Here is a 23635-nt window from a genome sequence, read left to right as displayed (position 1 = left end):
GAGTACGGGGGGAACAGCACCATGGCCGCCGAAGCGGACACACAGATAGCCGGCACGCACATCCACGGCACGGTCGCCGAGGGCTTCGAGGGCGTGCGGGACGCCTTCGAACGCAACTTCACCGAGCGTGCCGAACACGGCGCGGCGCTCGTCGTGCACCGCGACGGCCAGCAGGTCGTCAACCTGTGGGCGGGCGCGCGTGACCTCGACGGCGGCCCCGACGGCGCGCCCTGGGCCCGGGACACCGCGCAGATCGTGCGCTCCGCGACGAAGGGCGTGGCCGCCGCCGCCCTGCTGCTGCTCCACCAGCGCGGTGCGCTCGACCTGGACGCCCCCGTCACCGCGTACTGGCCCGAGTACAAGGCCGAGGGCAAGGACGGCACCACGGTGCGGCACGTGCTCGCGCACCGCGCCGGCGTCCCCGCGCTGGACCGGCCGCTGACCCCCGCCGAGGCCGCCGACCCGGAACTGACCGCCGCCGCGGTGGCCGCGCAGCGCCCGTTCTGGACACCCGGCACCGACCACGGCTACCACGCCCACACGTACGGCTGGCTGGCCGCCGAACTCGTCCGCCGGGTCACCGGGGTGCCGTTCGGGCCGTGGGTGGACGAGCACATCGCCCGGCCCCTCGGGCTCGACCTCTGGGTCGGACTGCCGCCCGGCGAGGCCCACCGGGTCGGCCGGGTGGGTGCCAGCGAGGCGCCCGCCACCGCGTCCGACGGGCCCCGGCTGCGGCCCCGGCGCAGCGTCTCCGCCGCGTACGCCGACCCCGGGTCGCTCACCCGGCGCACCTTCGGGGCGATCACCCCGGTGCCCGACGAGAACGACCCCGCGTACCGGGCGGCCGTGCTGCCCGCCTCGAACGGGATCATGACGGCCCGGGCGCTGTCCCGCTTCTACGCGGCGCTGATCGGACCGGTCGACGGCCGGCCGCGGCTGTTCACCCCCGAAACGGTGGACCTCGCCCGGACCGAGGCGTCCGCGGGGGCCGACCGGGTCCTCGTCATCAACACCCGGTTCGGCGCCGGGTACATGCTGCACGGGCCCGCGTCCCCGCTGCTCGGCGCCGGATCGTTCGGGCACCCCGGGCGGGGCGGCCCGCTAGGGTTCGCCGACCCGGACAGCGGCATCGCCTTCGGTTACGTGACCAACGGGCTGCGCAAGTCGGTCACCTCCGACCCCCGCGCCCAGGCGCTGGTCCGCGCGGTGCGGACGGCCGTCGCCGACTGAACCGCGGCGGGCACCGGGGTCCGACCGGAAGGTGCTCGCAGGGGGCTCGATCCCGAGCGATCTTGGCGGGTAGGTTCCGTTCATGACAGCTTCTGCACGGAGGTTCGAGGGACACGGGGTCATGGTCACCGGCGCGGGGCGGGGGATCGGTGCGGCGACGGCCCGCCGGTTCGCCGCGGAGGGGGCGCGCGTCCTCGTCACGGACGTGGACGCGGACTCCGCCGAGCGGCTCGCGGCCGAACTGCGGGACACGGGTGCCGTCGCCGAGGGCATGCGGTGCGACGTGAGCCAACGCGCCGATGCGGAGGGGGCCGTCGAGCGGGCGGTCGGGTCGTTCGGGTCGCTGGACGTCCTGGTCAACAACGCGTTCGCCGCGGCGGACGAGCCCGGGCGGATCGAGGAACTCTCCGACGAGGAGTGGGCGCTCGGCCTGGACGTCACGCTCACCGGGGCGTTCCGCTGCGCCCGGGCCGCGATGGCTTCGCTGGAGGCGTCCGGACGCGGGGCGATCGTCAACGTCGGCTCCGTGAACGGCCTCCAGGACTTCGGCGGCCACGCTTACAGTGCGGCCAAGGCCGGGCTCGTCTCGCTGACCAGGACCCTTGCGGGGCACGGTGCGGGGCGCGGGGTGCGGGCCAACCTCGTCGCACCCGGGACGGTGCGGACGCCCGCCTGGTCGGAACGGGGGGACGACGTGGACCGGTTCAGCCGGTTGTACCCGCTGGGGCGGGTGGGGGAGCCCGCGGACGTCGCGGCGGCGGTGGCGTTCCTCGCGTCCGCGGATGCGGGGTGGATCACCGGCGTGACGTTGCCGGTGGACGGCGGCATCCTCGCGGTCAACATGGCGTTCCAGCGGGTCGCACCCCACGGGTAGCGCGGGTGCGCGGGGTGCGCGGGGTGCGCGGGGCGGGGGTCGCTGGGGGTCTGTGGTCTGCCGCGGGTGCGTGGGGGTTGCTCGCGCAGTTCCCCGCGCCCCTTCGGTGCGCTGTGGTGCGGGTTCGCTGTTCGGCGGGGTGGGCCTCAACGCGCCCTGATGGTGTGGCGGGCCCTTTCGGAGGTCTCGCGGGCCGCGCGGTGCGCGAGATGGGGGCGGAGAAGACGGGGGATCTCCGCCGCGTGCCGTTCGGCGCGACCGGATCGGACCGCGTGGTAGCCGTCGAGAACGGCGCCCCAGGTCGTGCAGGCTTCCTCAAGGTGACCCATCTCCAGTTGCCGCTGCGCGAGGAGAGCGTTGAATCGTAGGGCGGACCTGGGGGTGTCGCTCTCGTCCCGCAGACGGAAATGGAGTTTCAGCGAGTCCACGCTGCCCTTGACGTCACCCGAGTGATAACGCACTTGTGAGGTGGCGTAGGCCAGGGTGGAGTAACTGAATCCCCCGAACCCCCCTGCACCGCTGTCCGCAATGTCCAGGAACTTCTCGGTTTCCCGGATGCCGTTCAGCGCCGTCCGCCTCTCGCCCGCGACGGCAGCGGCGTATCCCCGCTGTGCGGCGAAGAACGCCCGCATGCGGGGACCTGTCGCGGGGGCGGCTGCTGCGGCGGCGTCTGCCAGCCGGACGGCGTCCGGGCCGTGACCCAGGTCGGCGGCTTGGACGGACATGCCCCGCAGGACATGGCAGTACGTGAGGTGGTCACCGCCCTCTCGGGCGAGTTCGAGCCCCTTCACGTAGTACCGCTGTGCCAAGCCGTGCAGTGCCTCGTCCTCCGCCATCCATCCCGTCAGGTAGCAGAGGAAGGCGGCTGCGGACAGCATCGCGCGGTGGGGTGCGTCGGGAGAGCGCGTGTGCAGTCCGGGGGCAACGGTGTTGACGAGGAACTGAGCTGCCAGTGGCCGGGTGTGCCGTCCGCCGAACTCCTCGAAGACCTTCCACAGGCGGTCGGTCATCCTGGTGACGAGTTCGACATCCGTCATTCCGATGCGCTGTGCATCACCTGATCGGATGGCTTCGATCCGGCCCACCGAATCCTGCCACTCGGGAATCTGGACAGCGATGCTGAAGAGGGAAGCCTCAAGGAAGGTGCGACGCTCCATGTCCTGCCTGCCTAGGTCGATCAAGCCACCTGCCGCCGATGCCCCCGCACCGGCCCGACTGCGCTGGGTGTGCAAGAGGGCCGGAATTCCGGATCGATGGGCTCAGGCGACAGCCTGGGAAACCGCTCGGGACCTCTCCACGGTCTCCTTCGCCCTTCCGTTGGCGGCGTAGCGCCGGAGAAGGCGAGGAATGTTCTCCACGTGCTTGTCGACGCGCCCCGAGTGAACCTGGGGGTACGCATCCAGGACATTCCCCCAGGTGACACAAGCCGCTTCCAAGTTCCCTGAGTCCAGCTGCCGTTCGGCGATGAGTGACTGGAAACGCAACCCGGAGACCTGTGTTTCGGACGTGCCCCTCAGCCGGAAATGGAGCATGAGGGATTCGACGCTACCCGTGACGTCTCCCAGAGCGTGTCTGACCTGTGCGGTGTGGTACGCCAGGGTGGCAGGTCCGTATCCGCCGAAGGGGCCTGGTCCGCTCTCCGCGATGCTCAGGGACTTCTCCGTCGCCATGATGCTTCGCAGAGCGGCTTCGCGATCACCTGCGACCGCGAAGGAATGGGCCTGCTGCCCCAGCATGAAGGCCCGCAGCCGTGGCCCCGCGTTCGGGGAGGTGGCGGCAGCGGCGTCGGCCAGACGCACGGCGACGGACCCGTGCCCCAGGTCGGCGGCTTGGACGCTCATCCCACGGAGGACGTGGCAGTACGTCATGTGGTCCGTACTGGCACCCGCTAGCTCCAGAGCTTTGACGTAGTAGTCCTGCGCGAGTCCGTGGAGCCCTTCGTCCACGGCCATCCAACCGGTGAGGTAGGAGAGGAACGAGGCCGCCGACATCATGGCCTTGCGCGCCGCTTCCGTAGCGTCGGCGCGCAGATAGGGCGCGACGGTGTTGGCGAGGAACAGCGCGGCCAGTGGTCGGGAGTGCTGACCGCCGAACTGGCTGTAGATTCCGGCGAACCGGTCCGTCATCTTGGTGACCATGTCCACCTCGGGCATGCCCATGCGCGGGGCCGCTCCGGACCGGACGGACTCCATTCTCCCCACGACGTCCTCCCAGCCGGGAACCGCCAGGGCGACCGAGAACAGGCTGACCCCGAGGAACGCTCGCCGACCGGGAACCGTGTGGGTCACGCCTAGGTCTACGAGCGCGTCCACGGTGCCCTGCTCGAAGGGGTCGGAGGCCGGGAACCCCGCCGTGGCAGGGGTGATCGGGCGCCGCAGCTTGCGGGCGAGTGCTTCGAGGACGAGCGGCCGGGTCGACTCCCTGGGAAGGTGCCCCCTCAGCCACTGGTGCACGGAGGGGGGCCGGAAGTTCGTCGGGGTGCCCCGCTCGGTTCCCATCCGGTTCACCGCTTGCGAGAACTGCCGCAGAGTCCAACCCGCCTCGCGGTGCAGGAGCGTGAGACGTTCGTTCGGTTCACGGATCGCCACGGAGCCGTCAACTCCTCGTATAGCAAGCCTTAATGACTTGAACGTCGAGCGTGGACCCCACCGTACCGCCGTGAGCCCCGGGGATGTCGCCTGGAGTAGTGCGCCAGTCGCAAGGGGTCGCGACGGCGTGGGGGCTGTGCCCCGAACGGCGCACAGCTGTCCACGTGGGAGTGGAAGGCCGCTGCCGCCCGCTCCCACGGGAACGCCTCCGCAAGTCCCGGGCGGGGCGCCGCAACGCCCCGCCCGGGGAGGGGGATTGCGCTACCGGCCGTGTCGCACGGGACCGGTGCGACACGACGGGCAGCGGCAGGCCGGCCATGCCAGTGGCTGGGCCATCAGGGCCGGATGGCCGATGACCGTCACCGGGAGTCGCCGTTCACCGACCCGTTCGCCGTCCAGTCCGAGCTGGTACGTAGAGAGCCGCATCTTCGCGTACATCGGCCTCGGAGAGGTCACCGGATGGCACCTCCCCGGGTGCACGGGCACGGGCACGCGGGGTCGCGGCCGAGGATCCGCAGCCGTATGCGCAGGCCCTCCACGCGGATCCGGGTCACCCCGTGGCAGCCGTGCGCGTACCAGGGGTGCCCCAGGATCCGGGCCAACACGCACGCCGCGCACGGCACCGCCCGGACCGTGTCCGTCTCGCTCACCCGTCGACCGGTTCGACAGGGCGGGGCAGGCGGCCACCGCGGCTGTGCGCCACCCGAAGCGTCTCGTCCAGTGACTCCACCAACCGCGTCGCCACGAACCGCAACTCCCGCTCGTTCGCCTTCGGATCGCCCAGCAACGCCCGTGCATGGCCGAGCAACTGAACGGCCATGTCGAGCTGGGTGGCCTCCATGCGGTCCGCGACCCTCGACAGGTACCCGTTGCCGCTGTCGGTCGCGAGGTAACACGGCTTCCCGTCCGGCGTCGACCACGGCAACAGCCGCACCGCAGCCCCTCCCTCACCGCTCACCGGCGCACCTCCACACCGGCCGCGCGGTCGGCAGGGCCGTGGCGACGATGCATGGACGGTGGCAGTAACCACCACAACACGCACTCGAAAACCCGACCGATACACTTCGGCACGTCAACAGCTCCTCAAGCTGATGGCCACGCCCCCGGACGGTTCGCCCCGTCGCGGGGGTCTCTCGTGGCAGCGAGTGCAACGACCCTAGGGAGCACTGAGGCGGGGATCACGAGCGCGCGGTGGTACTTCTCGCAGCTCTGCGGGACGCGCCTGCACGTCAGGCAGCAGGCGCGTCCACTGCGCCGTCCGGTGGGAGCGGTATCTACCGCGGAACGCGGTAATTACGCGTCGGCCAGCATCAGGTTGCTCAGGCGGCGCATGTCCCTGGTGAGCTTCCGCTTGCGCCCTTGGACGACGGTCCGCATCACGTCTTGGGCGGGGCGCTGGTGCTTCAGCCAATCCGCGTTGCTGGACTCGATCCTGACCAGTCGGTCCACGGCGCTTTCGTGATCCCCCACCATGACGTAGGCGGATGCGGTGGTCAGACGATGGCGGTTCCACTCGTTGTCCGTTTCGGGCACTCCGGCGGCCCGCATGGAGAAGTCCGACAGCGGCGCCTTGCCCGTGGACTCCTCAATGACCCGGTAGGGATCTCCGCCGTCCCTGATGAGTTCGTCTTCCAGGTCCTTCATCGCTACGACGGTCGCGTCGAACCGGCCGTAGCGCGTGTTCTCGTCGGGCTGACGTCCCAGCGCGGACGCAGCGGACGCCGCCATTCGCCGGACGGCCGCAGCCTCCTTCGCCCGGTTGTTCCGGACCGCAGCCGCAGCGGCGTGCAGCGCCAGCCAACCCCAGGAACTCAGCCGCTCGGGTGTCGCCTGGGAGATTCGGGGCTCGATGCGATCCGCTGTCTCGATCGCCAGGCGTTCAGCGTCGTCGAAACGGCCCTGGCGCGTCATGAGCCAGGACATGATGCCGATGGCGGTGGCTGCCGTGTTCGTGTCGTCCACGGCACGTGCGTCCCGAATCGCGCCGGACAGCGCGTGGTAGGCGAGGTCGAACTGCCGCACAGCGGTCAGGTACCGACCGGTCAACAGCAACGCTTCCGACCGGACCGACAAGGCCGTCTGGAATTCGGGCCCGTTGTCGAAGTAGGTCACTGCCGAGGCTGAATCCCTGACGACTTGCGGAAGGTGAGCCGCCACCGGTTCGAACTTGAGTGCGTCATAGGAAGACGACCCCCCGCGGACGACGTGCCGGAGCGCTGCCAAGTCCGGGGCATCTGCCGCGACCGGCCTCAGATCGTCTGCCAGGCCAACGGGTGGCGTGAGTGCGTTTCGCAACTCGACCAGTCCGACCGGTGAAGACTCCTGATTGCCAAGGGCCTCAGGTGTACTCGATGCCATCAACGCGGACGTCTTCAGGTGCAGGGCCCGCGCGAGCTTGTGGAGCGTCTCGATGCGAACGCTTCCGCCCTGTTCCAACTTGGCGACGGTGGAGGGTGCCAAGCCGGCGGCGTGCGCCAGTGTCTCCTGGGTCAGCCCTGCGGCCAAGCGCTTGTCGCGGACGTTGTCGCCGAGTGCGCTCATGCTTCCCCGCCTTACACGTGTGGTGGACGGTCCCCCACCACGGTACGCCTGCGGCACTGCGCCACGGGGACTGTCGGGGCGGCGTCCGTGCCGACCCATGCGGCGAGCGAGGCGAGACCCTGTGGTGCTCGGCGTTGTCGGCGTACCAGGACGGCGATGGTCTCCCGCATCAGCGGGTGGTACCTGGCCTGCTGCGGAGCCACCTCGCGTGCGCGATGCAGGGCGGCTTCGGCCGACTCGGGCTTGCCCATCTGCGCGTAGGCCCGGGCCATTTCGATGTGGTAGCGACCGATGCGCATCTTGGGGTGGTCGGCGGGGAAGCGCAGTCGGCGGGCGGATTTCATCGCCTCGCCTAGGTTCCCCAACTCGACGGCCGTCGCGACGTCGAAGTGCGCCACGTTCGTCACGCCGAAGGACGTCCAGTAGACGCGGGGAACGTCCCGGCCGATCTGCTTGGCCGCCTGGCGAGCCAGCTCCAGTTGTCCGCTGACCGCGTCCTCGTTCTTCGCCTGAGCTGCCGCGATGGCGCCTGCCAGGTGGAGGGTTCCCGACACCGCCAACGCCGGGACGGATTCCGTCTCGTCGTGCTGGTCGATCAATTGGTGGCCGCGTTCCAGCACCTTCAACGCCAGTTGGTTGTTCCCTCGCCGTAGCAACATGCTGCTGCGTTTGCTCAGGCGGAGGGCGAGCAGCAAGGGGTCTTGCGCTTGTTCCGCCATCCAGCCCATGCGCTCCAGCGCGATCGTCGCGAGGTGGTGGTAGCCCAGCCGATAGGCGAACTCGTAGGCCACCCAGTAGGCCCAGCTCAGGGAGGACTCGGCGCTTCTGCGCTCCCCTCCGTGCGGGAGGAGGGCCACGGCGGTCGTCAACTCGCCGAGGAGGCCGGGAAGGCGGGTTCCGACGCCTTTGTACTCCGTCGCGCAGGCACCGGCGCACAGCTCCTTGACGTCGGCCGCGATCTCGGCAACGGGTCGGGGACGGATCTCCGGATCCGGTCCGAGGTCGTACAGGTCCAGCGCATCGGAGAGCGGCGAGATCATACGGTCGAGCTGGTCCTGCTGGAGTTCGGAGACGTACGGCTGGCCGTTGAGGATCGCTACGTCTACCTCAAGAGCCCGCGCCACGGCGGCAACGACCGCTGGCGTTGCAGGGGTGAGCCCGGCCTCCACCTTGGCGATCGTGCCCCGGGAGACGAAGGCGCGCTGCGCCAGGCCCGTCTGTGTGAGGTGGCGCAGCTTCCGGTAGTCGGCGATCCGTGCGCCGATGTGACCGTCGGTGGGGTGAGACATGCTGACTCCGTTCTGCCACGGTCACTCAGAACGGTACTCCCGTCGAAACGGTGACGGCGTCCGCTCCGACGGGGCGTGCGGCGCCCTCGCTCAGGTCAGCATCAACCCGATGCCCACCGTCAGCAGCGCCGCCGCGGCGACCCGCACCGCGCCGAACCGTTCCTTGAAGAGCACCGCGCCGATCGCCGCCCCGACGAGGATGCTGGACTCCCGCAGCGCGGCGACGGGGGCGAGGGCGGCCCGGGTCTGCGCCCACAGCACCAGGGCGTACGCGGCGACGGACAGCGCCGCACCCAGGAGGCCGATCCACAGGCTGGGCCGCAGCCGCTCGGCGAAGGCGCCCCGCCAGCGCCACAGGGCGTACAGCGGGACGGCGAACCCTTCCAGGATCATCAGCCAGGCCAGGTATCCGGGGGTCGTACCGGCCGCCCGGACGCCGAGTCCGTCCACGACGGTGTACGAGGCGATGGACACGCCGGTGGCGAGCGCCGCGAGGATCGCGGGCCAGTCCGGGCGGCTGCCGCGCAGCCCCCACAGGGCCACCCCGGACAGTCCCGCGCAGGCGACCGCGATGCCGGCGCCCTGCCAGGCGTCCGGGTACTCGTCGGCGAACACCGCCGCCAGCACCGTCACCACCAGGGGTGCGCTGCCCCGGGCGATCGGGTACGCCTGCCCGAAGTCGCCGAGTTGGAACGACCGCATCAACAGGACGTAGTACGCGACGTGGAGGACCGCCGACACCGCCAGGTACGGCCAGGCTGCGGCGGCGGGCAGCGGGACGAAGGGGGCGAGGGCGAGGCCGATCAGGGCCCCGCCGCCGGATATCAGGGTGAAGCCGACGAGCTTGTCGGTGATGCGGTGCGCGAGGGCGTTCCAGGACGCGTGGGTGACCGCGGCGAGCAGGACGGCCGCAGCGACCAGCGGGGTCACCGGCTCACCGCGACGGTTCCCGCACGGCGGTCGTCTCGATGAACCGGGGTTGCGCCAGCGGCGGTTGGGCAGTCATAGCGACTCACCGTAGCAATCCGTGTACTCCGCAGGCGATCGGAATCAAGCCCCGGACGTCCGGGGCGCCCCGGACGACCCGGGCGCCCCGGTGAGCGGTGGCCGCGTCGGTGGCTCGGCCCGTGCGTGGCTCAGCCCGTGGACTTGAGCAGCTTCGCCACCAGCGGGCCCGCCGAGGAGCCGCCCCGGCCGCCCTCCTGGACGACGGCCGCCCCCGCCACGTCACCGCGCCAGGCGGTGAACCAGCCGTTCGGCTTCTTCTGGCCGTCGACCTCGGCCGATCCCGTCTTCGCCCCCACGTCCGAGCCGAGTCCGGCCATCGGCTTCGCCGCGGACCCGGACGTCGCGGTGTACCGCAGCAGTTCCCGCAACTGGCGCTGCGCGTCGCCGTCGAGCTTGCGGGGCGCCGACGCCAGCTTGCGGTCGTCCACCTCGGGCGACACCAGGTAGGGCTGCTCGAAGGTGCCCGTCTTCGCGGTGGCCACCACGCTCGCCATGTTCAGCGGGTTGGCCCGCACCCCGCCCTGCCCGATGAGCGAGGCGGCCTTGGGGGCGTCCTGCTGCACGGGCACCGCACCGTCGAAGGTCGGCACGCCGATCGTCCAGTCGTTGCGGCCGAGTCCGAAGACGTCCCGGGCGTGCCGGGTGAGGTCGTCGTCCTTCAGCTTCTTGGACTGGGTGATGAAGGCGGTGTTGCACGAGGCGGCGAAGCTCGCGCGGAACGTGCCCTTCTTGATCTGGAACTTCTCCAGGTTCTGGAACTTCCAGCCGCCGTAGGAGGCGTACTTGGGGCACGGGTGCTTCTTGTCCATGCCCGCGAGGTCCTTCTCCAGCAGCAGCGCCGCGGAGACGATCTTCATGGTGGAGCCGGGTGCCAGCGAACCCTGGAACGCGGTGTTGAAGCCCTCCGGGCGGGAGTTGGCGACCGCGAGTATCTCGCCGGTGCTCGGCTTGAGCAGCACCACCGACGCCTGCTTGCGCTTGGCGGTCTCCCGTTCGGCAGCGGCCTGCACCGTGGCGTCGATGGTGGTGCGCAGGGTCCCCGGGGTGCCCTTGCTCAGGGTCAACAGGGTCTTGTCGGGTGCCTGGTCGGCCTTCTTCCGCCCGGCCCCGGCGTCCGTGCGTTGCGCGCCGTCCTGCTTCGCTCCGGCGCGGACCACCCGGAGTTCCACGCCCCCCTTGCCGCCGGCCTTCTTCCCGTAGCGCTCGCGCAGCGCGTCCAGGACGCCCCCCAGCGACGGGTGCTCCTTGACGGTGAGTTCCCGGCCGGAGCGGTCGACTGCCTTGATCGGCGGGGTGCCCGACTCCCCGGTCAGCAACCGGTCGCCGGGGCGCAGGTCCGGGTGCACCACGGACGGCTTCCAGCCGACGAGCGGCTTGCCGTCGGAGGCCCGGCGCACCACGGTCAGCGCGGACGCGTACTCCAGGGGCTTGCTCTGCCCCGCGTGGGTGACGGTCGCCCTGACCGTGAACGGGAAGTGGGCGTCCGCGCGGGTGCCGGGCTTCTCGGTGGTGGGCGCCTCGCTGCCGGGTGTCTGCGCGGGGGCGTCGGGCGTCAGGGCCACGGCACTGACCTTGGCGTCCTTGGTGAAGCCGGTCAGGGCGGCCCGGGCGGCCGGTACGTCGTCGGTGAGGGCCGCCGCCTCCGCGGTCCGGCCGCCGCGCCAGGCCGCGAGGAACGCGTCGCCCACCCGGGACACCTCGGCCGCGGTCGGCGGCCCCGTGGGTATCTTCGGTTTCGCCGCGGCCCCGTCCCCGTCGCCGCCGGACAGGGCCCAGACCCCCAGGCCCGCCCCGCCCACGGCCACCACGAGCACCCCGCCCAGCAGGGCCGGCCGCGTCTTCGGGCGCTCGGCGCGCCTTCTCTTGCCCACACGTCCTCCGTTGTTCCCCCGCGGTGCCCGCGAACCCGCAGGGTCCCGCGGCCGTTCCGGCCTCAGCCTAGAACGCTCCGGGGGCGGGCCCGCACGCCCACCCCACAGGTGAGGAGACCTGCGGCGCCCGTACGGTTCCGGATCGAGGCGTTCGCGTCGAACCGATCGCCGGGGGCGGGTGCCCGGGGCCTCAACTCCCGTTGCGCAGCACGTCCGCCACGATCGGTCCGGCCGAGTCGCTGCCACGTCCGCCCTGTTGGGCCACGGCCGCAGCGGCCACGTCACCGCGGTACCCGACGAACCAACTGTTCGCCGTCGCCTGCCGGTCCACCTCGGCGGAGCCGGTCTTCGCGCCGATGTCGCCGCTGAGCCCGCGCATCGCGCCGGCTCCGCTGCCCACCCGCGCGGTCGCCGCCATCATCTGCCGCAGTTGGGCGACGGTGTCCGGGGCGAGCCCCTCGGCCTTCGCGAACTCCCGGTCGTCCAGCGACTTCGCGACGAGGTGCGGCTGGCGGAACGAGCCGGTCATCGCCGTCGCGGTCACCGAGGCCATCGTCAACGGGCTCATCTGCACCCGTCCCTGCCCGATGGCGTTGGCCGCCCGGTCGGGGCCGGTGGAGACGGGCACCCGACCGTCGAAGGACGCGATGCCCGTCCGCCAGTCGTCACGGCCCAGACCGAACTTGTCCTCGGCGGTGCGGGTCAGCGACTCGTCGGTCACCGGCTCCTCGTCGATGAGCTTGATGAACGCGGTGTTGCACGAGCGCTGGAAGCTGTTCGTGAAGTCGGCCGCGGTGTTCGGCCTGAGACCGGTGATGTTCTTGAACGTCTGGCTCTGCCACACCGCCGTGTCGGGGCAGGGCGCGGCGCCGTCCGCCGTCACCACACCGCCCTCGATCAGCATGGCGGCCGTCACGATCTTCATGGTGGAACCGGGTGCCAACTCGCCCTGGAACGCGGCGTTGAACTCGTCGGCGCGGTGGTTGGCCACGGCCAGCACCTCGCCCGTGCTGGGGCGCACCGCCACCACCGACGACTCGGGGTAGCGCAGCACCGCCTTCTCGGCCGCCGCCTGGGCCCGGGCGCTGAGGGTCGTCGGCAGTTTGCCCGGCTGGCCCTCGGCGAGGGTGACGAGCGGGGTGTCCGGTACGTCCCCGGCGTGCCGCACGGCCAGCTCCACCCCGGGCGTGCCGCCCACCCGCTCCCCGTAGACGCTCCGCAGTTGGGTGAGGACCGGCGCCAGCGAGGGGTACTTCTTGCTGTCCAGCACCCGCCCGTCCCGGTCGACGGCCTGCACCGAGGGGGTGGACGCCTTGCCGGTGACCAGGGCGTCGTCCTTGTCCTTGAGCTTGGGGTGCACCACCGACGGCTTCCAGTCGACGAGCGGCCGTCCGGTGGTCACGCCGCGGACGACGGTCAGCGAGGACTCGTAGGCGACCGGTTCGCTCAGACCTTCGTGGGTGACGGTGGCCCGCACCGAGTACGGCACGGTGGCACCGCGTGCCGCCTTGGGCGTGATCTCCACATCGGTGAGGCCGGCCGCGTCCTTGTAGCCGATGAACACGGGTCGCGCCTCGGCCGCGTTGTTGGTGGCCTGGGCCGCCCCGCTCGGGTCGCCCTTCTCCCAGGCGGTGAAGAACGCCTCCGTCGCCGTGCGGACCTCCGCGGCCGACGGGGGCCCGGACTTCTTCGGCTCCGCATCGGATCCGAAGCCCAGTTCGTCGACGAGTACGTAGCCACCGTAGGCCGCGCCGCCGACCATGGCGGCGAACACCCCGCCGATGATCGCCGTCTTCGCTCCGTTGCGCATGCCGTCCTCTCCCTGGGTCGCCCGCTCTTGGAGCAGTGTGCGAACCGTGCTTCGGCCGTGTCGTGGCCCAGAGTAAAGGGCGCACGTGCACGGTGTGACAGAAGAGGCGCGGCGAGGGGCGACGCGCCGTTCGGGGGGCGTACGCGACGGTCGCTCACCCCGGTTCGCTCCGGGCGTCGGACGTTCGCCGGAAGGGGGAGCCCGCCCGTTCCACCAACAGCCAGCCCGCGACGGCCAGGGCGACCGCCGTGGGCGCCGTGACCCGGACGGCGACCAGGACGGCGCCGTGCCCCTCCAGGAGGTCGGCGAAGCCCACCATCGACAAGCCGAGGACACCGAACAGGGCCAAGGTCACCCCCGTCGCCGCGACCGCCCCGGCACCCCGTCCCCCGCCCACCGGTCCGCCCGGGGCGGGACGTTCGAAGCGGCTGAACACCGCCACCAGCAGCACCGTCAGGGCGAGCGCCGCGCCCAGCCGCAACGGCACCTGGGCCCACCAGACGCCGGACGCCGGTTCCGGCAGCGGCACGTCCCACGCGAACAGCACCCCGTACACGCCCAGCATCGCCGTCAGGTGCCACAGGAACGCGGTCATCGAGAACCCGCCGGCCACCACCACGCCCCGCCAGACCCGCGGCCGGGCCAGCAGCCGGGCCGCGGGGGACCGCAGCGACTCCACCGCGCCGACCAGCCACAGTCCGTGGCACAACAGGGCCAGCGTCGGCGGGGCCATGTTGGAGATCCGCTCACCGGGCATCCCCACCATCGACAACGGGTACGGGCCGAGCGCCACCAACACCGCCGCGCCGAGCAGTCCCGCCCCCGCGAGCAGCGGCGGGCGGCGCAGCGCACCGTCGGCGCGCAGGAACCCGAGTTGGTGGACGGCCAGCCAGACGAACGCGAAGTTCAGGAACTCCACGTACGGCACGCCCAGCGCCAGCCGCGCCACGTCCACCAGGGCCGCCGCACCGGCCAGCGCGCCGAACGCGCCCCAGCCCCAGCGTTCGTGGGCCCGCAGCAGCGGGGGAGTGAGGGCGGCCATCGCGAGGTAGATCCCGACGAACCACAGGGGCTGGGTCACCAGGCGCAGGGCGGCGTCCAGCCGGGCGTCGTCCGCGCCCACGAGCGCGAGGCCGAGCGCCAGCGCGCCCCAGACCAGTACGAACGCCATGGTGGGGCGCAGCAGTCGACGCAGTCGGGCCCGCAGGAACCCGGCGTACGGGGGCGTGTCCGGGTGGCGGCGCACCAGTGAGCGGTACGACAGGGCGTGCGCGAAGCCGCCCACGAAGAAGAACACCGGCATCACCTGGAACACCCAGGTGAGGATCTGGGCGCGGGGGACCTCGGCGAGGAGGTTCCCGACCCGGGCGGCTCCGTCGGCGTCGACCGTGACGGCGGCCATCAGCCAGTGCCCGAGGACCACGACGCCCAGCGAGGCGACGCGCAACAGGTCCATGTAACGGTCCCGGTGCGCCGGGGTGGCACCGGCAAGTCGTTCCGCTTCTCGAAGACGCGTTCCCATGTCCGTACGCTCGCTCGCCCGGACCCCGAACGACAGGGTGCGGGTACTCAGTTCACTCCTGAGTACCTGCCAGGGGTCGCCCGTACCGCAGCTTGTCGAGGACGGCGCCGCCGTCGTGGTCCTGGGTGGTGGTCCCGTCGAAGCGCCAGCCCGCCGCCTCGTAGAAGCGGCGGGCCCGGGTGTTGTCGGCGAGGACCCACAGGGTGGCGTCCGTGTACGCGGCGCGGTGCATCGCGGTCACGGTCGCGGCGAGCAGGTCCCGGCCGACGCCGGTGCCCCACACGTCGGGGTGTGCGTACAGGGTGTTGACCTCGCCGCAGTGCGGGGCGTGTTCGGCGGGGCCGTAGCCGGCGAAGGCGAGGATCCTCGTTCCGGCTTCGGTGAGGAGGACGTCCGTCCGGGGTCTCGTCATCCCGGTCAGCAGTGTCGTCCACGTGCGGGTGGCCTCTTGGACGTCCAGGGCGTCCAGGAACGGTTGCGGGACGATCCCCGCGTAGGCCGTCTGCCAGGTCCTTACGTGGACCTGGGCGACGGCTGCTGCGTCCGTTGCTCGTGCTGGGCGAATGCGCATCCGTTCATGGTCGGCTCCGTTGCCCGGTGCGCACCACGGCTTTTCCCTGCGGGTGCGTAGCGGTTGCTCGCGCAGTTCCCCGCGCCCCTTGGGGTGCGTCCGCCCGGGGGTGCGCTGTTCTGCGGGGTGCGTCCCGCTTCCGCGCAGTTCCCCGCGCCCCTTGATCGGGGCGCTCCTCGACGCCGTCGTCCGCCCCACGGGAAACACCCGCCCCAGACACCAGGCACCGCACCCGCGCAGAACACCGCACCCGCGCAGGAGCGCACCGAAGGGGCGCGGGGAACGGCGCGAGCAACCACGACGCACCCGCAGTGGACGACCGGCCCGAGCAGCGGACACCGCACCCGCGCAGGACAGCGCACCCGCGCAGGAGCGCACCGAAGGGGCGCGGGGAACGGCGCGAGCAACCACGACGCACCCGCGCAGAACAGTGCACCCGCAGGGGGACGCACCTGAAGGGGCGCGGGGAACGGCGCGGGGAACCACAGCACACCCGCGCAGGGCAGCGCACCCGCAGGGGGACGTACCGGAGGGGTCGCGGGGAACTGCGCGGGCGGTACGACTCAGCGCCAATCGCCCGTCACCCAGGCCACCAGCCGAGGACGATCCACGGACCCGTCACACGGCACGACGACCGACACGTCGACGACCTGGACGGCGGCGACGTCTTCCAACTGGCCGGCCAACCGGGAAACGTCACCGGAGAAGTCGCCGGGCTCCCCGACCCGCGCCGGCAGGTCGGACGCGCTCGGCGGATCGGAGTCGCGACAGCCGACGTGGGGGAGCGGCTGGCCGAGGTACCAACCCCCGACGAAGACGGCGTACAGGACGGCGGTGGCGCCTAAGCGCCGCGGGGTTATCCACGTGGGCATCCCGGGAGTATCCCAGGGGCCCCGGAAGGCTAGCCGGGGAGGACCGTCGCCCCGTCCGCGGGGGACCCGGTGACCCGAACGGCCCGGCACAGCCCACTCCCCCGCAGGGCCGCCGCAACCGCGACCCCGGCGTCCTCGTCCGCGACGAGGAACGCCGTCGTGGGACCGGACCCGGACACGATCCCGGCCAGCGCCCCCGCCCCGCGGCCCACCGCGAGGGTCCGCGCCAGCGACGGGAACAGGGACAGCGCCGCGGGCTGGAGGTCATTGGTCAACGCCCCGGCGAGGGCCACCGCGTCGCCCTGCCACAGCGCGTCCAGCAACTCGGGCGCGGCCTGCGGCACGGGCACCTCCGTCCCCGCGGTGAGCCGGTCGAACTCGCGGTACACCGCGGGCGTCGACAGCCCGCCCTCGGCCGCAGCGAACACCCAGTGGAAGGTCCCGCCGACCTCCAGGGGCCGCAGCCGCTCCCCGCGCCCCGTGCCGAGCGCCGCCCCGCCGACCAGGCTGAACGGCACGTCACTGCCGAGTTCCGCGCAGAGCGCCAGCAGCTCGTCCCGGCTCGCCCCGGTGCCCCACAGCGCGTCGCAGGCGACCAGCGCGCCCGCCGCGTCGGCGCTGCCGCCGGCCATGCCGCCGGCCACCGGGATGTCCTTGTCGATGTGGATGTGGACGCCGACCTCGGGGCCGCGCCCGTACCGCGCGGCGAGGAGCTGAGCCGCCCGGGCCGCCAGGTTGGAGCGGTCCAGCGGCACCTCACCGGCGTCCGGCCCGGAACAGGTGATCCTCAGGCCGTCGGCGGGCGTGACGGTGACCTCGTCGTACAGACCGACGGCGAGGAAGACGTTGGCGAGGTCGTGGAACCCGTCGGGTCGGGCCGCGCCCACCGCGAGCTGGACGTTCACCTTGGCGGGAACCCGCACGGTCACCGCCGTGCGCGTGCTGTCCGTTCGGTTGCTGTCCACGGTCATCCGGCCGGGTCCTCCTCCGTGGCGACGGGTACGGCGTTCTCGGCGATCCGGGCGAACTCCTCGACGCTCAGCGACTCGCCCCGCGCCTGCGGGGAGACCCCGGCGGCCACCAACGCCGCCTCGGCCGCCGCCGCGGACCCGGCCCAGCCGGCGAGCGCCGCCCGCAGGGTCTTGCGGCGCTGCGCGAACGCCGCGTCCACCACCCGGAAGACCTCCTTCCGGCTGGCGGTCGTGGCCAGCGGTTCGGTGCGCCGGACCAGGGAGACGAGCCCGCTGTCGACGTTGGGCGCGGGCCAGAACACGGTGCGGCCGATCGAGCCGGCCCGCTTGACCTCCGCGTACCAGTTGGCCTTCACGGACGGCACCCCGTACACCTTCGACCCGGGCCCGGCGGCCAGTCGGTCGGCGACCTCGGCCTGCACCATCACCAGGGTCCGCTCGATGCTGGGGAACGTCTCCAGCATGTGCAGCAGCACCGGCACGGCGACGTTGTAGGGCAGGTTCGCGACCAGTGCGGTCGGCGGGGGCCCGGGCAGCTCGGTGACCCGCATGGCGTCCTGGTGGACCAGGGAGAAGCGGTCCGCGCGCTGCGGCAGCCGGGCCGCGACGGTCGCCGGCAGCGCCCCCGCCAGCGTGTCGTCGATCTCGACGGCCGTGACGTGATCGGCGACCTCCAGCAGTGCGAGGGTGAGGGAGCCGAGTCCCGGCCCCACCTCGACCACCCGGTCCTCGGGGCGCACCTCTGCGGTGCGGACGATGCGGCGCACGGTGTTGGCGTCGATGACGAAGTTCTGGCCGCGCTGCTTGGTCGGCTTCACGCCGAGCGCCGCCGCCAGCTCACGGATGTCGGCGGGGCCCAGGAGCGGGTCGGGGTCGGTGCTGCTCACCGGTCAAGGGTACGGTCCCCGGGCCGGCGACCCCGACCACACGCACCGCTGCCGCCCCGGGCGCGGTCAGTACCCGAAGGCGCGGGCCGTGTTCGCGGCGACGGCCGTCGCCAGGGCGTCCTCGGTCATCCCCTTGACCTCGGCCATCGCCCGCAGCGTGACGGGGATCAGGTACGGGGCGCCTGGCCGCCCCCGGTACGGGGCCGGGGTGAGGAACGGCGCGTCGGTCTCCACCAGCACCAGTTCCGGCGGGGCCACCGCGAGGGCGTCCCGCAGCGGCTGCGCGTTCTTGAAGGTGACGTTGCCGGCGAAGGACAGGTAGTAGCCGTGCCGGGCGCACACCTCGGCCAGCTCCGCGTCGCCGGAGAAGCAGTGGAAGACGGTGCGCTCGGGGGCGCCCTCCTCCTTCAGCACGCGCAGTACGTCCTCGTGGGCGTCCCGGTCGTGGATCACCAGGGCCTTGCCGTGCCGTTTGGCGATCTCGATGTGCGCGCGGAACGAGCGTTCCTGCGCGGCCCGGCCCTCCGGTCCGGTGCGGAAGTGGTCGAGTCCCGTCTCGCCGACCCCCTTGACCTGGGGGAGCGCCGCCAGCTCGTCGATCGTGGCGAGGGCCGCGTCCAGGGCGGCGTCGCCGCCGGCCGGGCGGGCTTCCTGCCGGGACCAGCCGTCGGGGTCGCCGAGCACGATCCGGGGGGCCTCGTTCGGGTGCAGGGCCACCGTCGCGTGCACGGAGGGGTGGGCCGCCGCCGTCTCGGCCGCCCACCGGGACCCCGCCAGGTCGCAGCCCACCTGCACGACCGTGGTCACGCCCACGGAGGCGGCCTTCGCCAGCGACTCGGCGACCGTGTCCGTCTGCATGTCGAGGTGGGTGTGCGAGTCGGCGACCGGGACGGACAGCGGCGCGGGCAGGGGCGGCGCGTCCTGGTCGGCACGGTCACTGCGGGCGCGGCGGGCGCCGTCGGCGGGCTTCGAGGTCGAGGACATGACCCGATCCTACGAACCCCGTCGGCCCCACCGGGAATGCCGGGAACACCCGCAACGCCCGGTGGAGCCGACGGTCCGGGGCCTCAGCCGGCGTCCCGACGGTGGAACGGGTGCAGGAGGTGCGAGAAGCGCCAGTGGTGGTGCAGCCGGTGCGCGGCGTCGGTCTCCGGGGCCCCCTCGGCCTCCGGGCCGTCCTCGTGCTTGCGCCGGTGGGTGATCGGCTCCGGGTGGCGCAGCAGGTTCTGCACGGACGACACCTGTCCGGCCCGCATGATGCGGACCAGGTGCGCACCGCAGTTCAGGCAGGTCGGGCGGCTCAGCGGCGACGGCACCCGCTGCCCGTCCGCCAGGTAGGTCACGTACGCGTGGCCCTCGCCGTCGATGTGGTGCTCGATCTCGTACGACTGTTCCCAGCCGTGCCCGCACCGCATGCAGGCGAAGGCGTACGACTCGTGGACGACGGCGGTCGCCGCACGGGGGTGACCGGTCCCTGCGATCTCACTCATGCCAGCTCCTCTTGCCCTGCGGACAAGCGCCGCCCGGCGCGGGATGCTGCCGCGACGGCGTGGGGGGACGGGTACGTCCTCCTCACCCCAGTGGACGCCTCGGCCGGCCCGGACGCATCAGGGCTGTCGAGTGTTGGCGCCGATTTGGTCTGCTCCTGCCCCGAGGGGCCGGTGAGCGGGCCCGGCTTTGCCTTCCACGGTAGTCCTTTGCCCGGGCTTGGCGCTCACCGAGGCGCGTTCTTTGCCGCCACCACGGCGTCGAACACCTCGCGCTTGGGCACGCCGGCGTCGGCGGCGACCGCGGCGATGGCCTCCTTGCGCCGTTCGCCCGCTTCCTCCCGGTCCCGGACCCGGCGCACCAGCTCCTCGGGGCTCAGGTCCGCGGGGCCCGGCTCCGGGGCGCCCTCGACCACGACGGTGATCTCGCCCCGGACCCCCTCGGCCGCCCAGCTCGCCAGCTCGGCCAGCGGCCCGCGCTTGATCTCCTCGTACGTCTTGGTCAGCTCGCGGCAGACCGCGGCGCGCCGCTCGGCCCCGAACACCTGGGCCATCGCGGCGAGCGTGTCGGCGAGCCGGTGCGGGGACTCGAAGTAGACGAGGGTGCGCCGCTCCCGCTCGACCTCCCGGAACCGGGACAGCCGCTCGCCCTGCTTGCGCGGCGGGAACCCCTCGAAGCAGAACCGGTCGACCGGCAGCCCCGACAGGGCGAGCGCCGTCAGCACCGCCGAGGGGCCCGGTACGGCGGTGACCCGGATGCCGTGCTCCACGGCCGCGGCGACCAGCCGGTACCCCGGGTCGGACACCGAGGGCATGCCCGCGTCGGTCACCAGCAGCACCCGCGCCCCGCCCACCAGGGCCTGCACGAGTTCCTTGGTCCGGGCGCTCTCGTTGCCCTCGAAGTACGACACGACGCGCGCCGTCACCTGGACGTCGAGGCCCTGGGCGAGCCGCCGCAGCCGGCGGGTGTCCTCGGCGGCCACCAGGTCCGCAGCGGACAGCTCGGCGGCCAGCCGCGGCGGGGCGTCCGCGAGGTCCCCGATCGGAGTTCCGGCCAGTACGAGAGTCCCACCCACATCAGTCACCCTTCCAGTCTCCCAGCACTCCCTGCTCCTCGGCCCCGGCCCGTCCCGCCGCCCCGGCGCCCGCGTCGGGGAACGCGCCCCCCGTAGGACGGGTGCGGGGGCGGCGGCGTACGGAGCCGTTCCCTACGATGGCGCGGTGACGAGTACCGCGTCCTCGACGGACACCCGGCAGGACCAGCCCGCCGCACCGCACCCCCCGGCCTGGCGGCACCGCCTGCGCCGCTTCGGTCACAACCCGCGCCCCCGGGGCGACCTCCGCGGCCAGCTGGTGCCCCCGTACGCCGAGCCCGGCCCCCGACTGTGGACGGTGCTCAGGGTGCCCGTCCGGGCGGTGGGACCGCTGCTGCGCTGGTCGTCCTGGCTGGGTCCGCTGGTGGTGGCCGTCGTCGCGGGTCTGCTCCGGTTCTGGCAGCTGGGCAGCCCGAAGGAGGTGATATTCGACGAGACGTACTACGCCAAGGACGCCTGGGCGATCATTCACCGCGGGTTCGAGCTGAACTGGCAGGCGAAGAACATCAACGAGCAGGTGCTCGAACAGGGCTCCTCGGTCGCCCTGCCCGAGGGCGCCGCGTACGTCGTGCACCCGCCGCTCGGCAAGTACCTCATCGGCGTCGGCGAATGGATGTTCGGGTTCGACCCGTACGGCTGGCGGTTCATGACCGCGGTGCTCGGCACCCTCTCCGTGTTCATGCTGTGCCGCATCGGCCGCCGACTGCTGCGCTCCACGTTCCTCGGCTGCCTCGCCGGCGCGCTGATGGCCATCGACGGCCTGCACTTCGTGATGAGCCGCACCGCGCTCCTCGACCTCATCATCATGTTCTTCGCCCTGGCCGCGTTCGGCTGCCTGCTGATCGACCGGGACCGCACCCGGGCCCGGTTGGCCGCCGCGCTGCCGCTCGGCGAGGACGGACTGCCCCGGCCCGACGCCCGGATCGCGGACACCCTGCGGCTCGGCTGGCGGCCCTGGCGGATCGCCGCCGGGGTCAGCCTGGGCCTCGCCGCGGCGACCAAGTGGAACGGCCTCTACTTCCTCGCCGCGTTCGGCCTGCTGTCGGTGCTGTGGGACGTCGGCGCGCGCCGGGTCGCGGGCGCCGAACGGGCCTGGCTGTCGGTGCTGAAGCGGGACGTCTGCCCCGCCTTCCTCGCCACCGTGCCCGTCGCGCTCGTCACCTACCTCAGCACCTGGATCGGGTGGATCATGTCCCCCGACAACGGCCGGGGCGGCTACTTCCGCGACTGGGCGATCACCCGGGGCCAGGACACCGCATGGGGCTGGGTGCCGGACTGGGTGCGCAGCCTGTGGCACTACGAGGCCGAGGTCCTCGCCTTCCACAAGGCCCTCGACTCGCCGCACCGCTACGAGTCGAACCCGTGGAGCTGGATCGTCACCGGGCGCCCCGTCTCGTACTACTACGAGCCGTCCGTGCCCGGCATCGACGGCTGCCCCGTGGACACCGTCGACAAGTGCGCCAACGAGGTGCTCGCCCTGGGCACCCCCATGCTGTGGTGGACGGCCTGCTTCGCGCTGCTGTACGTGCTGTGGCGGTGGCTGCTGCGCCGCGACTGGCGGGCCGGCGCGATCCTGTGCGGGGTCGCGGCCGGGTACCTGCCCTGGTTCCTGTACCAGGAGCGGACGATCTTCTACTTCTACGCGGTCGTGTTCGTGCCGTTCCTGTGCCTCGCGGTGGCGATGCTGGTCGGCGCGCTGCTCGGCCCCAAGGGCTCGACGGAACTGCGCCGCACGGCGGGCGCGGCGGGCGCGGGCGTCATCGTCCTGCTCATCGCGTGGAACTTCATCTACTTCTGGCCCATCTACACCGGCCAGCCCATCTCCATCGACTCCTGGCGCGCCCGCATGTGGCTCGACACCTGGATCTAGCCACCGGTCAGGACATCCGGGCGACCGGCGGCGTGCAACCGTCGGCCCGCCCGGGCGGATGGGTCCGTGATCAGAGGTCTTCTTCCTGGTGGAGGCGGGCAGCGAGGTCGGTCGCCCAGGCCAGTGCCCAGGCACGGAGAGCAGCGGTCCGGTCGGGCGTGAGGCCGTAGGCGGTGAACTCCTCGTCCTCGTACCAGTCGGTCCCGGTGAGACGGTCGCGCAGGTCGTGGAGGTCGAAGGCGATGCGGGCATGGCGGCGGCCGAGGGTTTCGAGATCGGCCGTGGTGCGGTGGCGTGAGGCCGCGTGGACGTCGATGAGGTCGCGGACGGCACCCCGGTCGGCTAGCGCGCGGACCTTCGTGCCGATCACGTCGTCCAGAGACAGGACGGGACCGATCGCGGTCGAGGTCGGGGGCGCCCAGAAGGCTTCCTTGAGGATGTCGACCTCGCACTCCTCGCCGGTGACCGGGTCAGCAGCGATGAGGCGACCGGAGAGCGGGTCCGCTCCGATGAGGCGCACGGACCAGCCCCGGCGGGTGAGCCCCTCAACGACGGTGTGCGTGATGTCGGCCATGGGGGCGGGGTTCTCGGTGGCGACGTCGAGATCCTGGCTGAGGCGTTCGACCAAGCCGTGGGCCTGCACCGCGTATCCGCCGGTCACCACCAGCGGGTAGGGGCTGCCGATGGCGAGCACGTCGGCGAGGAGCCGACGGTGGAGGGGGCTGAGGTTCACGCGGAGGCCGCGGCGGTGCCGGGGGTGAGGTCGGTGAAGGCGGATTCCCACACGTCGCGGACCGTACGGCTGATCAGCGTGCGCAGCACCGGCCACTGGCTGAGCAGGAGGTCGCGGTTGAGGAAGTGCACGAGGTCGTCGTGCTGGCCTTCGGCGAGGACGGCGCGGTAGAGGCTCATGCAGGACCGGGGGCGGTCGAGGTCGAACGAGCGCAGCCCTGACCAGACGACGTGGAGCGGCAGGTCGACGGGGCCGTTCGCGGGGCCGGTGAGCTCGTCCAGGCAGGTGGGAAGCCGTCCGGCGTAGCGGGCGCGCAGCACCTCGGCGGCGGGCGGCAACTGCGGGGGAGGGGAAGCCTGGGCCATGCTCCCGATTATGGCCCGTCCCGGTGACACTGCACGGCAGTGAGGCGGACCG

The 23635-nt window shown here is 72.4% G+C and carries 22 protein-coding genes; 3 read left to right on the top strand and 19 right to left on the bottom strand.

The window, feature by feature from the left end; genetic code table 11:
* The first annotated feature begins 21 nt into the window (after window positions 1–21).
* Both ACFWIA_RS00955 and ACFWIA_RS00950 read left to right on the top strand, forming a co-directional pair.
* Window positions 22–1230 carry a serine hydrolase domain-containing protein gene (locus ACFWIA_RS00955; RefSeq protein ID WP_386999020.1) on the top strand — a complete coding sequence of 403 codons (1209 nt, stop codon included), beginning with the start codon at window positions 22–24 and terminating at the stop codon, window positions 1228–1230.
* 82 nt (window positions 1231–1312) lie between these two features.
* On the top strand, window positions 1313–2104 hold the full coding sequence (locus ACFWIA_RS00950; protein ID WP_386999018.1) for an SDR family NAD(P)-dependent oxidoreductase: 792 nt from the start codon (window positions 1313–1315) through the stop codon (window positions 2102–2104).
* Between the two features lie 146 nt (window positions 2105–2250).
* Here ACFWIA_RS00950 and ACFWIA_RS00945 read toward each other — a convergent pair whose 3' ends face one another.
* The 17 genes from ACFWIA_RS00945 to rsmI form a co-directional block, all read right to left on the bottom strand.
* Window positions 2251–3141 (bottom strand): transcriptional regulator, encoded by an 891-nt coding sequence (locus tag ACFWIA_RS00945; protein ID WP_386999016.1) that lies wholly within the window; start codon window positions 3139–3141, stop codon window positions 2251–2253.
* Between the two features lie 222 nt (window positions 3142–3363).
* Window positions 3364–4692, bottom strand: a complete 1329-nt coding sequence (locus ACFWIA_RS00940; RefSeq protein ID WP_386999014.1) for a tetratricopeptide repeat protein — start codon at window positions 4690–4692, stop codon at window positions 3364–3366.
* A 261-nt stretch (window positions 4693–4953) separates the two neighbouring features.
* Window positions 4954–5148, bottom strand: a complete 195-nt coding sequence (locus ACFWIA_RS00935) for a hypothetical protein (protein WP_386999013.1) — start codon at window positions 5146–5148, stop codon at window positions 4954–4956.
* Between the two features lie 190 nt (window positions 5149–5338).
* Window positions 5339–5650 (bottom strand): hypothetical protein, encoded by a 312-nt coding sequence (locus tag ACFWIA_RS00930; protein ID WP_386999011.1) that lies wholly within the window; start codon window positions 5648–5650, stop codon window positions 5339–5341.
* Between the two features lie 335 nt (window positions 5651–5985).
* Window positions 5986–7233, bottom strand: a complete 1248-nt coding sequence (locus ACFWIA_RS00925; protein ID WP_386999009.1) for a helix-turn-helix domain-containing protein — start codon at window positions 7231–7233, stop codon at window positions 5986–5988.
* Window positions 7234–7244: 11 nt separating this feature from the next.
* Window positions 7245–8522 (bottom strand): helix-turn-helix domain-containing protein, encoded by a 1278-nt coding sequence (locus tag ACFWIA_RS00920; RefSeq protein ID WP_386999008.1) that lies wholly within the window; start codon window positions 8520–8522, stop codon window positions 7245–7247.
* A 90-nt stretch (window positions 8523–8612) separates the two neighbouring features.
* Entirely contained in the window at window positions 8613–9452 is an 840-nt protein-coding gene (locus ACFWIA_RS00915) for an EamA family transporter (RefSeq protein WP_386999006.1), read from the bottom strand.
* A 206-nt stretch (window positions 9453–9658) separates the two neighbouring features.
* Window positions 9659–11401 (bottom strand): penicillin-binding transpeptidase domain-containing protein, encoded by a 1743-nt coding sequence (locus ACFWIA_RS00910; RefSeq protein ID WP_386999005.1) that lies wholly within the window; start codon window positions 11399–11401, stop codon window positions 9659–9661.
* 190 nt (window positions 11402–11591) lie between these two features.
* Window positions 11592–13211: a penicillin-binding transpeptidase domain-containing protein gene (locus ACFWIA_RS00905; RefSeq protein WP_386999004.1), complete on the bottom strand. Its 1620-nt coding sequence runs from the start codon at window positions 13209–13211 to the stop codon at window positions 11592–11594.
* Window positions 13212–13365: 154 nt separating this feature from the next.
* Entirely contained in the window at window positions 13366–14733 is a 1368-nt protein-coding gene (locus ACFWIA_RS00900; RefSeq protein WP_386999002.1) for an acyltransferase family protein, read from the bottom strand.
* Window positions 14734–14785: 52 nt separating this feature from the next.
* Window positions 14786–15304: a GNAT family N-acetyltransferase gene (locus ACFWIA_RS00895; protein ID WP_386999000.1), complete on the bottom strand. Its 519-nt coding sequence runs from the start codon at window positions 15302–15304 to the stop codon at window positions 14786–14788.
* A gap of 563 nt (window positions 15305–15867) precedes the next feature.
* On the bottom strand, window positions 15868–16176 hold the full coding sequence (locus ACFWIA_RS00890; protein ID WP_386998997.1) for a hypothetical protein: 309 nt from the start codon (window positions 16174–16176) through the stop codon (window positions 15868–15870).
* A 29-nt stretch (window positions 16177–16205) separates the two neighbouring features.
* Window positions 16206–17147 carry a 4-(cytidine 5'-diphospho)-2-C-methyl-D-erythritol kinase gene (locus ACFWIA_RS00885; RefSeq protein WP_386998995.1) on the bottom strand — a complete coding sequence of 314 codons (942 nt, stop codon included), beginning with the start codon at window positions 17145–17147 and terminating at the stop codon, window positions 16206–16208.
* Window positions 17144–18034 (bottom strand): 16S rRNA (adenine(1518)-N(6)/adenine(1519)-N(6))-dimethyltransferase RsmA, encoded by an 891-nt coding sequence (gene rsmA / locus ACFWIA_RS00880; protein ID WP_386998993.1) that lies wholly within the window; start codon window positions 18032–18034, stop codon window positions 17144–17146. The genes ACFWIA_RS00885 and rsmA overlap by 4 nt, the downstream gene beginning before the upstream one ends.
* 66 nt (window positions 18035–18100) lie before the next feature.
* Window positions 18101–19018, bottom strand: coding sequence for a TatD family hydrolase (locus tag ACFWIA_RS00875; protein ID WP_386998990.1), 918 nt, complete (start codon window positions 19016–19018; stop codon window positions 18101–18103).
* Between the two features lie 83 nt (window positions 19019–19101).
* Window positions 19102–19524: a hypothetical protein gene (locus ACFWIA_RS00870; RefSeq protein WP_386998988.1), complete on the bottom strand. Its 423-nt coding sequence runs from the start codon at window positions 19522–19524 to the stop codon at window positions 19102–19104.
* A gap of 224 nt (window positions 19525–19748) precedes the next feature.
* The gene (gene rsmI / locus ACFWIA_RS00865) at window positions 19749–20597 is read right to left on the bottom strand and encodes a 16S rRNA (cytidine(1402)-2'-O)-methyltransferase (RefSeq protein ID WP_386999181.1); all 849 of its coding nucleotides are present in this window, start codon (window positions 20595–20597) and stop codon (window positions 19749–19751) included.
* 145 nt (window positions 20598–20742) lie between these two features.
* Here rsmI and ACFWIA_RS00860 point away from each other — a divergent pair, with 145 nt between their 5' ends.
* Window positions 20743–22485: a dolichyl-phosphate-mannose--protein mannosyltransferase gene (locus ACFWIA_RS00860; RefSeq protein WP_386998986.1), complete on the top strand. Its 1743-nt coding sequence runs from the start codon at window positions 20743–20745 to the stop codon at window positions 22483–22485.
* Between the two features lie 70 nt (window positions 22486–22555).
* Here ACFWIA_RS00860 and ACFWIA_RS00855 read toward each other — a convergent pair whose 3' ends face one another.
* Both ACFWIA_RS00855 and ACFWIA_RS00850 read right to left on the bottom strand, forming a co-directional pair.
* Window positions 22556–23218 (bottom strand): nucleotidyl transferase AbiEii/AbiGii toxin family protein, encoded by a 663-nt coding sequence (locus ACFWIA_RS00855; RefSeq protein WP_386998984.1) that lies wholly within the window; start codon window positions 23216–23218, stop codon window positions 22556–22558.
* Window positions 23215–23583, bottom strand: a complete 369-nt coding sequence (locus ACFWIA_RS00850) for a hypothetical protein (RefSeq protein ID WP_385486651.1) — start codon at window positions 23581–23583, stop codon at window positions 23215–23217. Before ACFWIA_RS00850 ends, ACFWIA_RS00855 begins: the two co-directional genes overlap by 4 nt.
* Window positions 23584–23635 lie beyond the last annotated feature (52 nt).

Source organism: Streptomyces sp. NPDC127068 (assembly GCF_042724695.1).
Taxonomy (GTDB): Bacteria; Actinomycetota; Actinomycetes; order Streptomycetales; family Streptomycetaceae; genus Streptomyces.
This window is presented reverse-complemented; position numbering and strand designations above follow the sequence as displayed.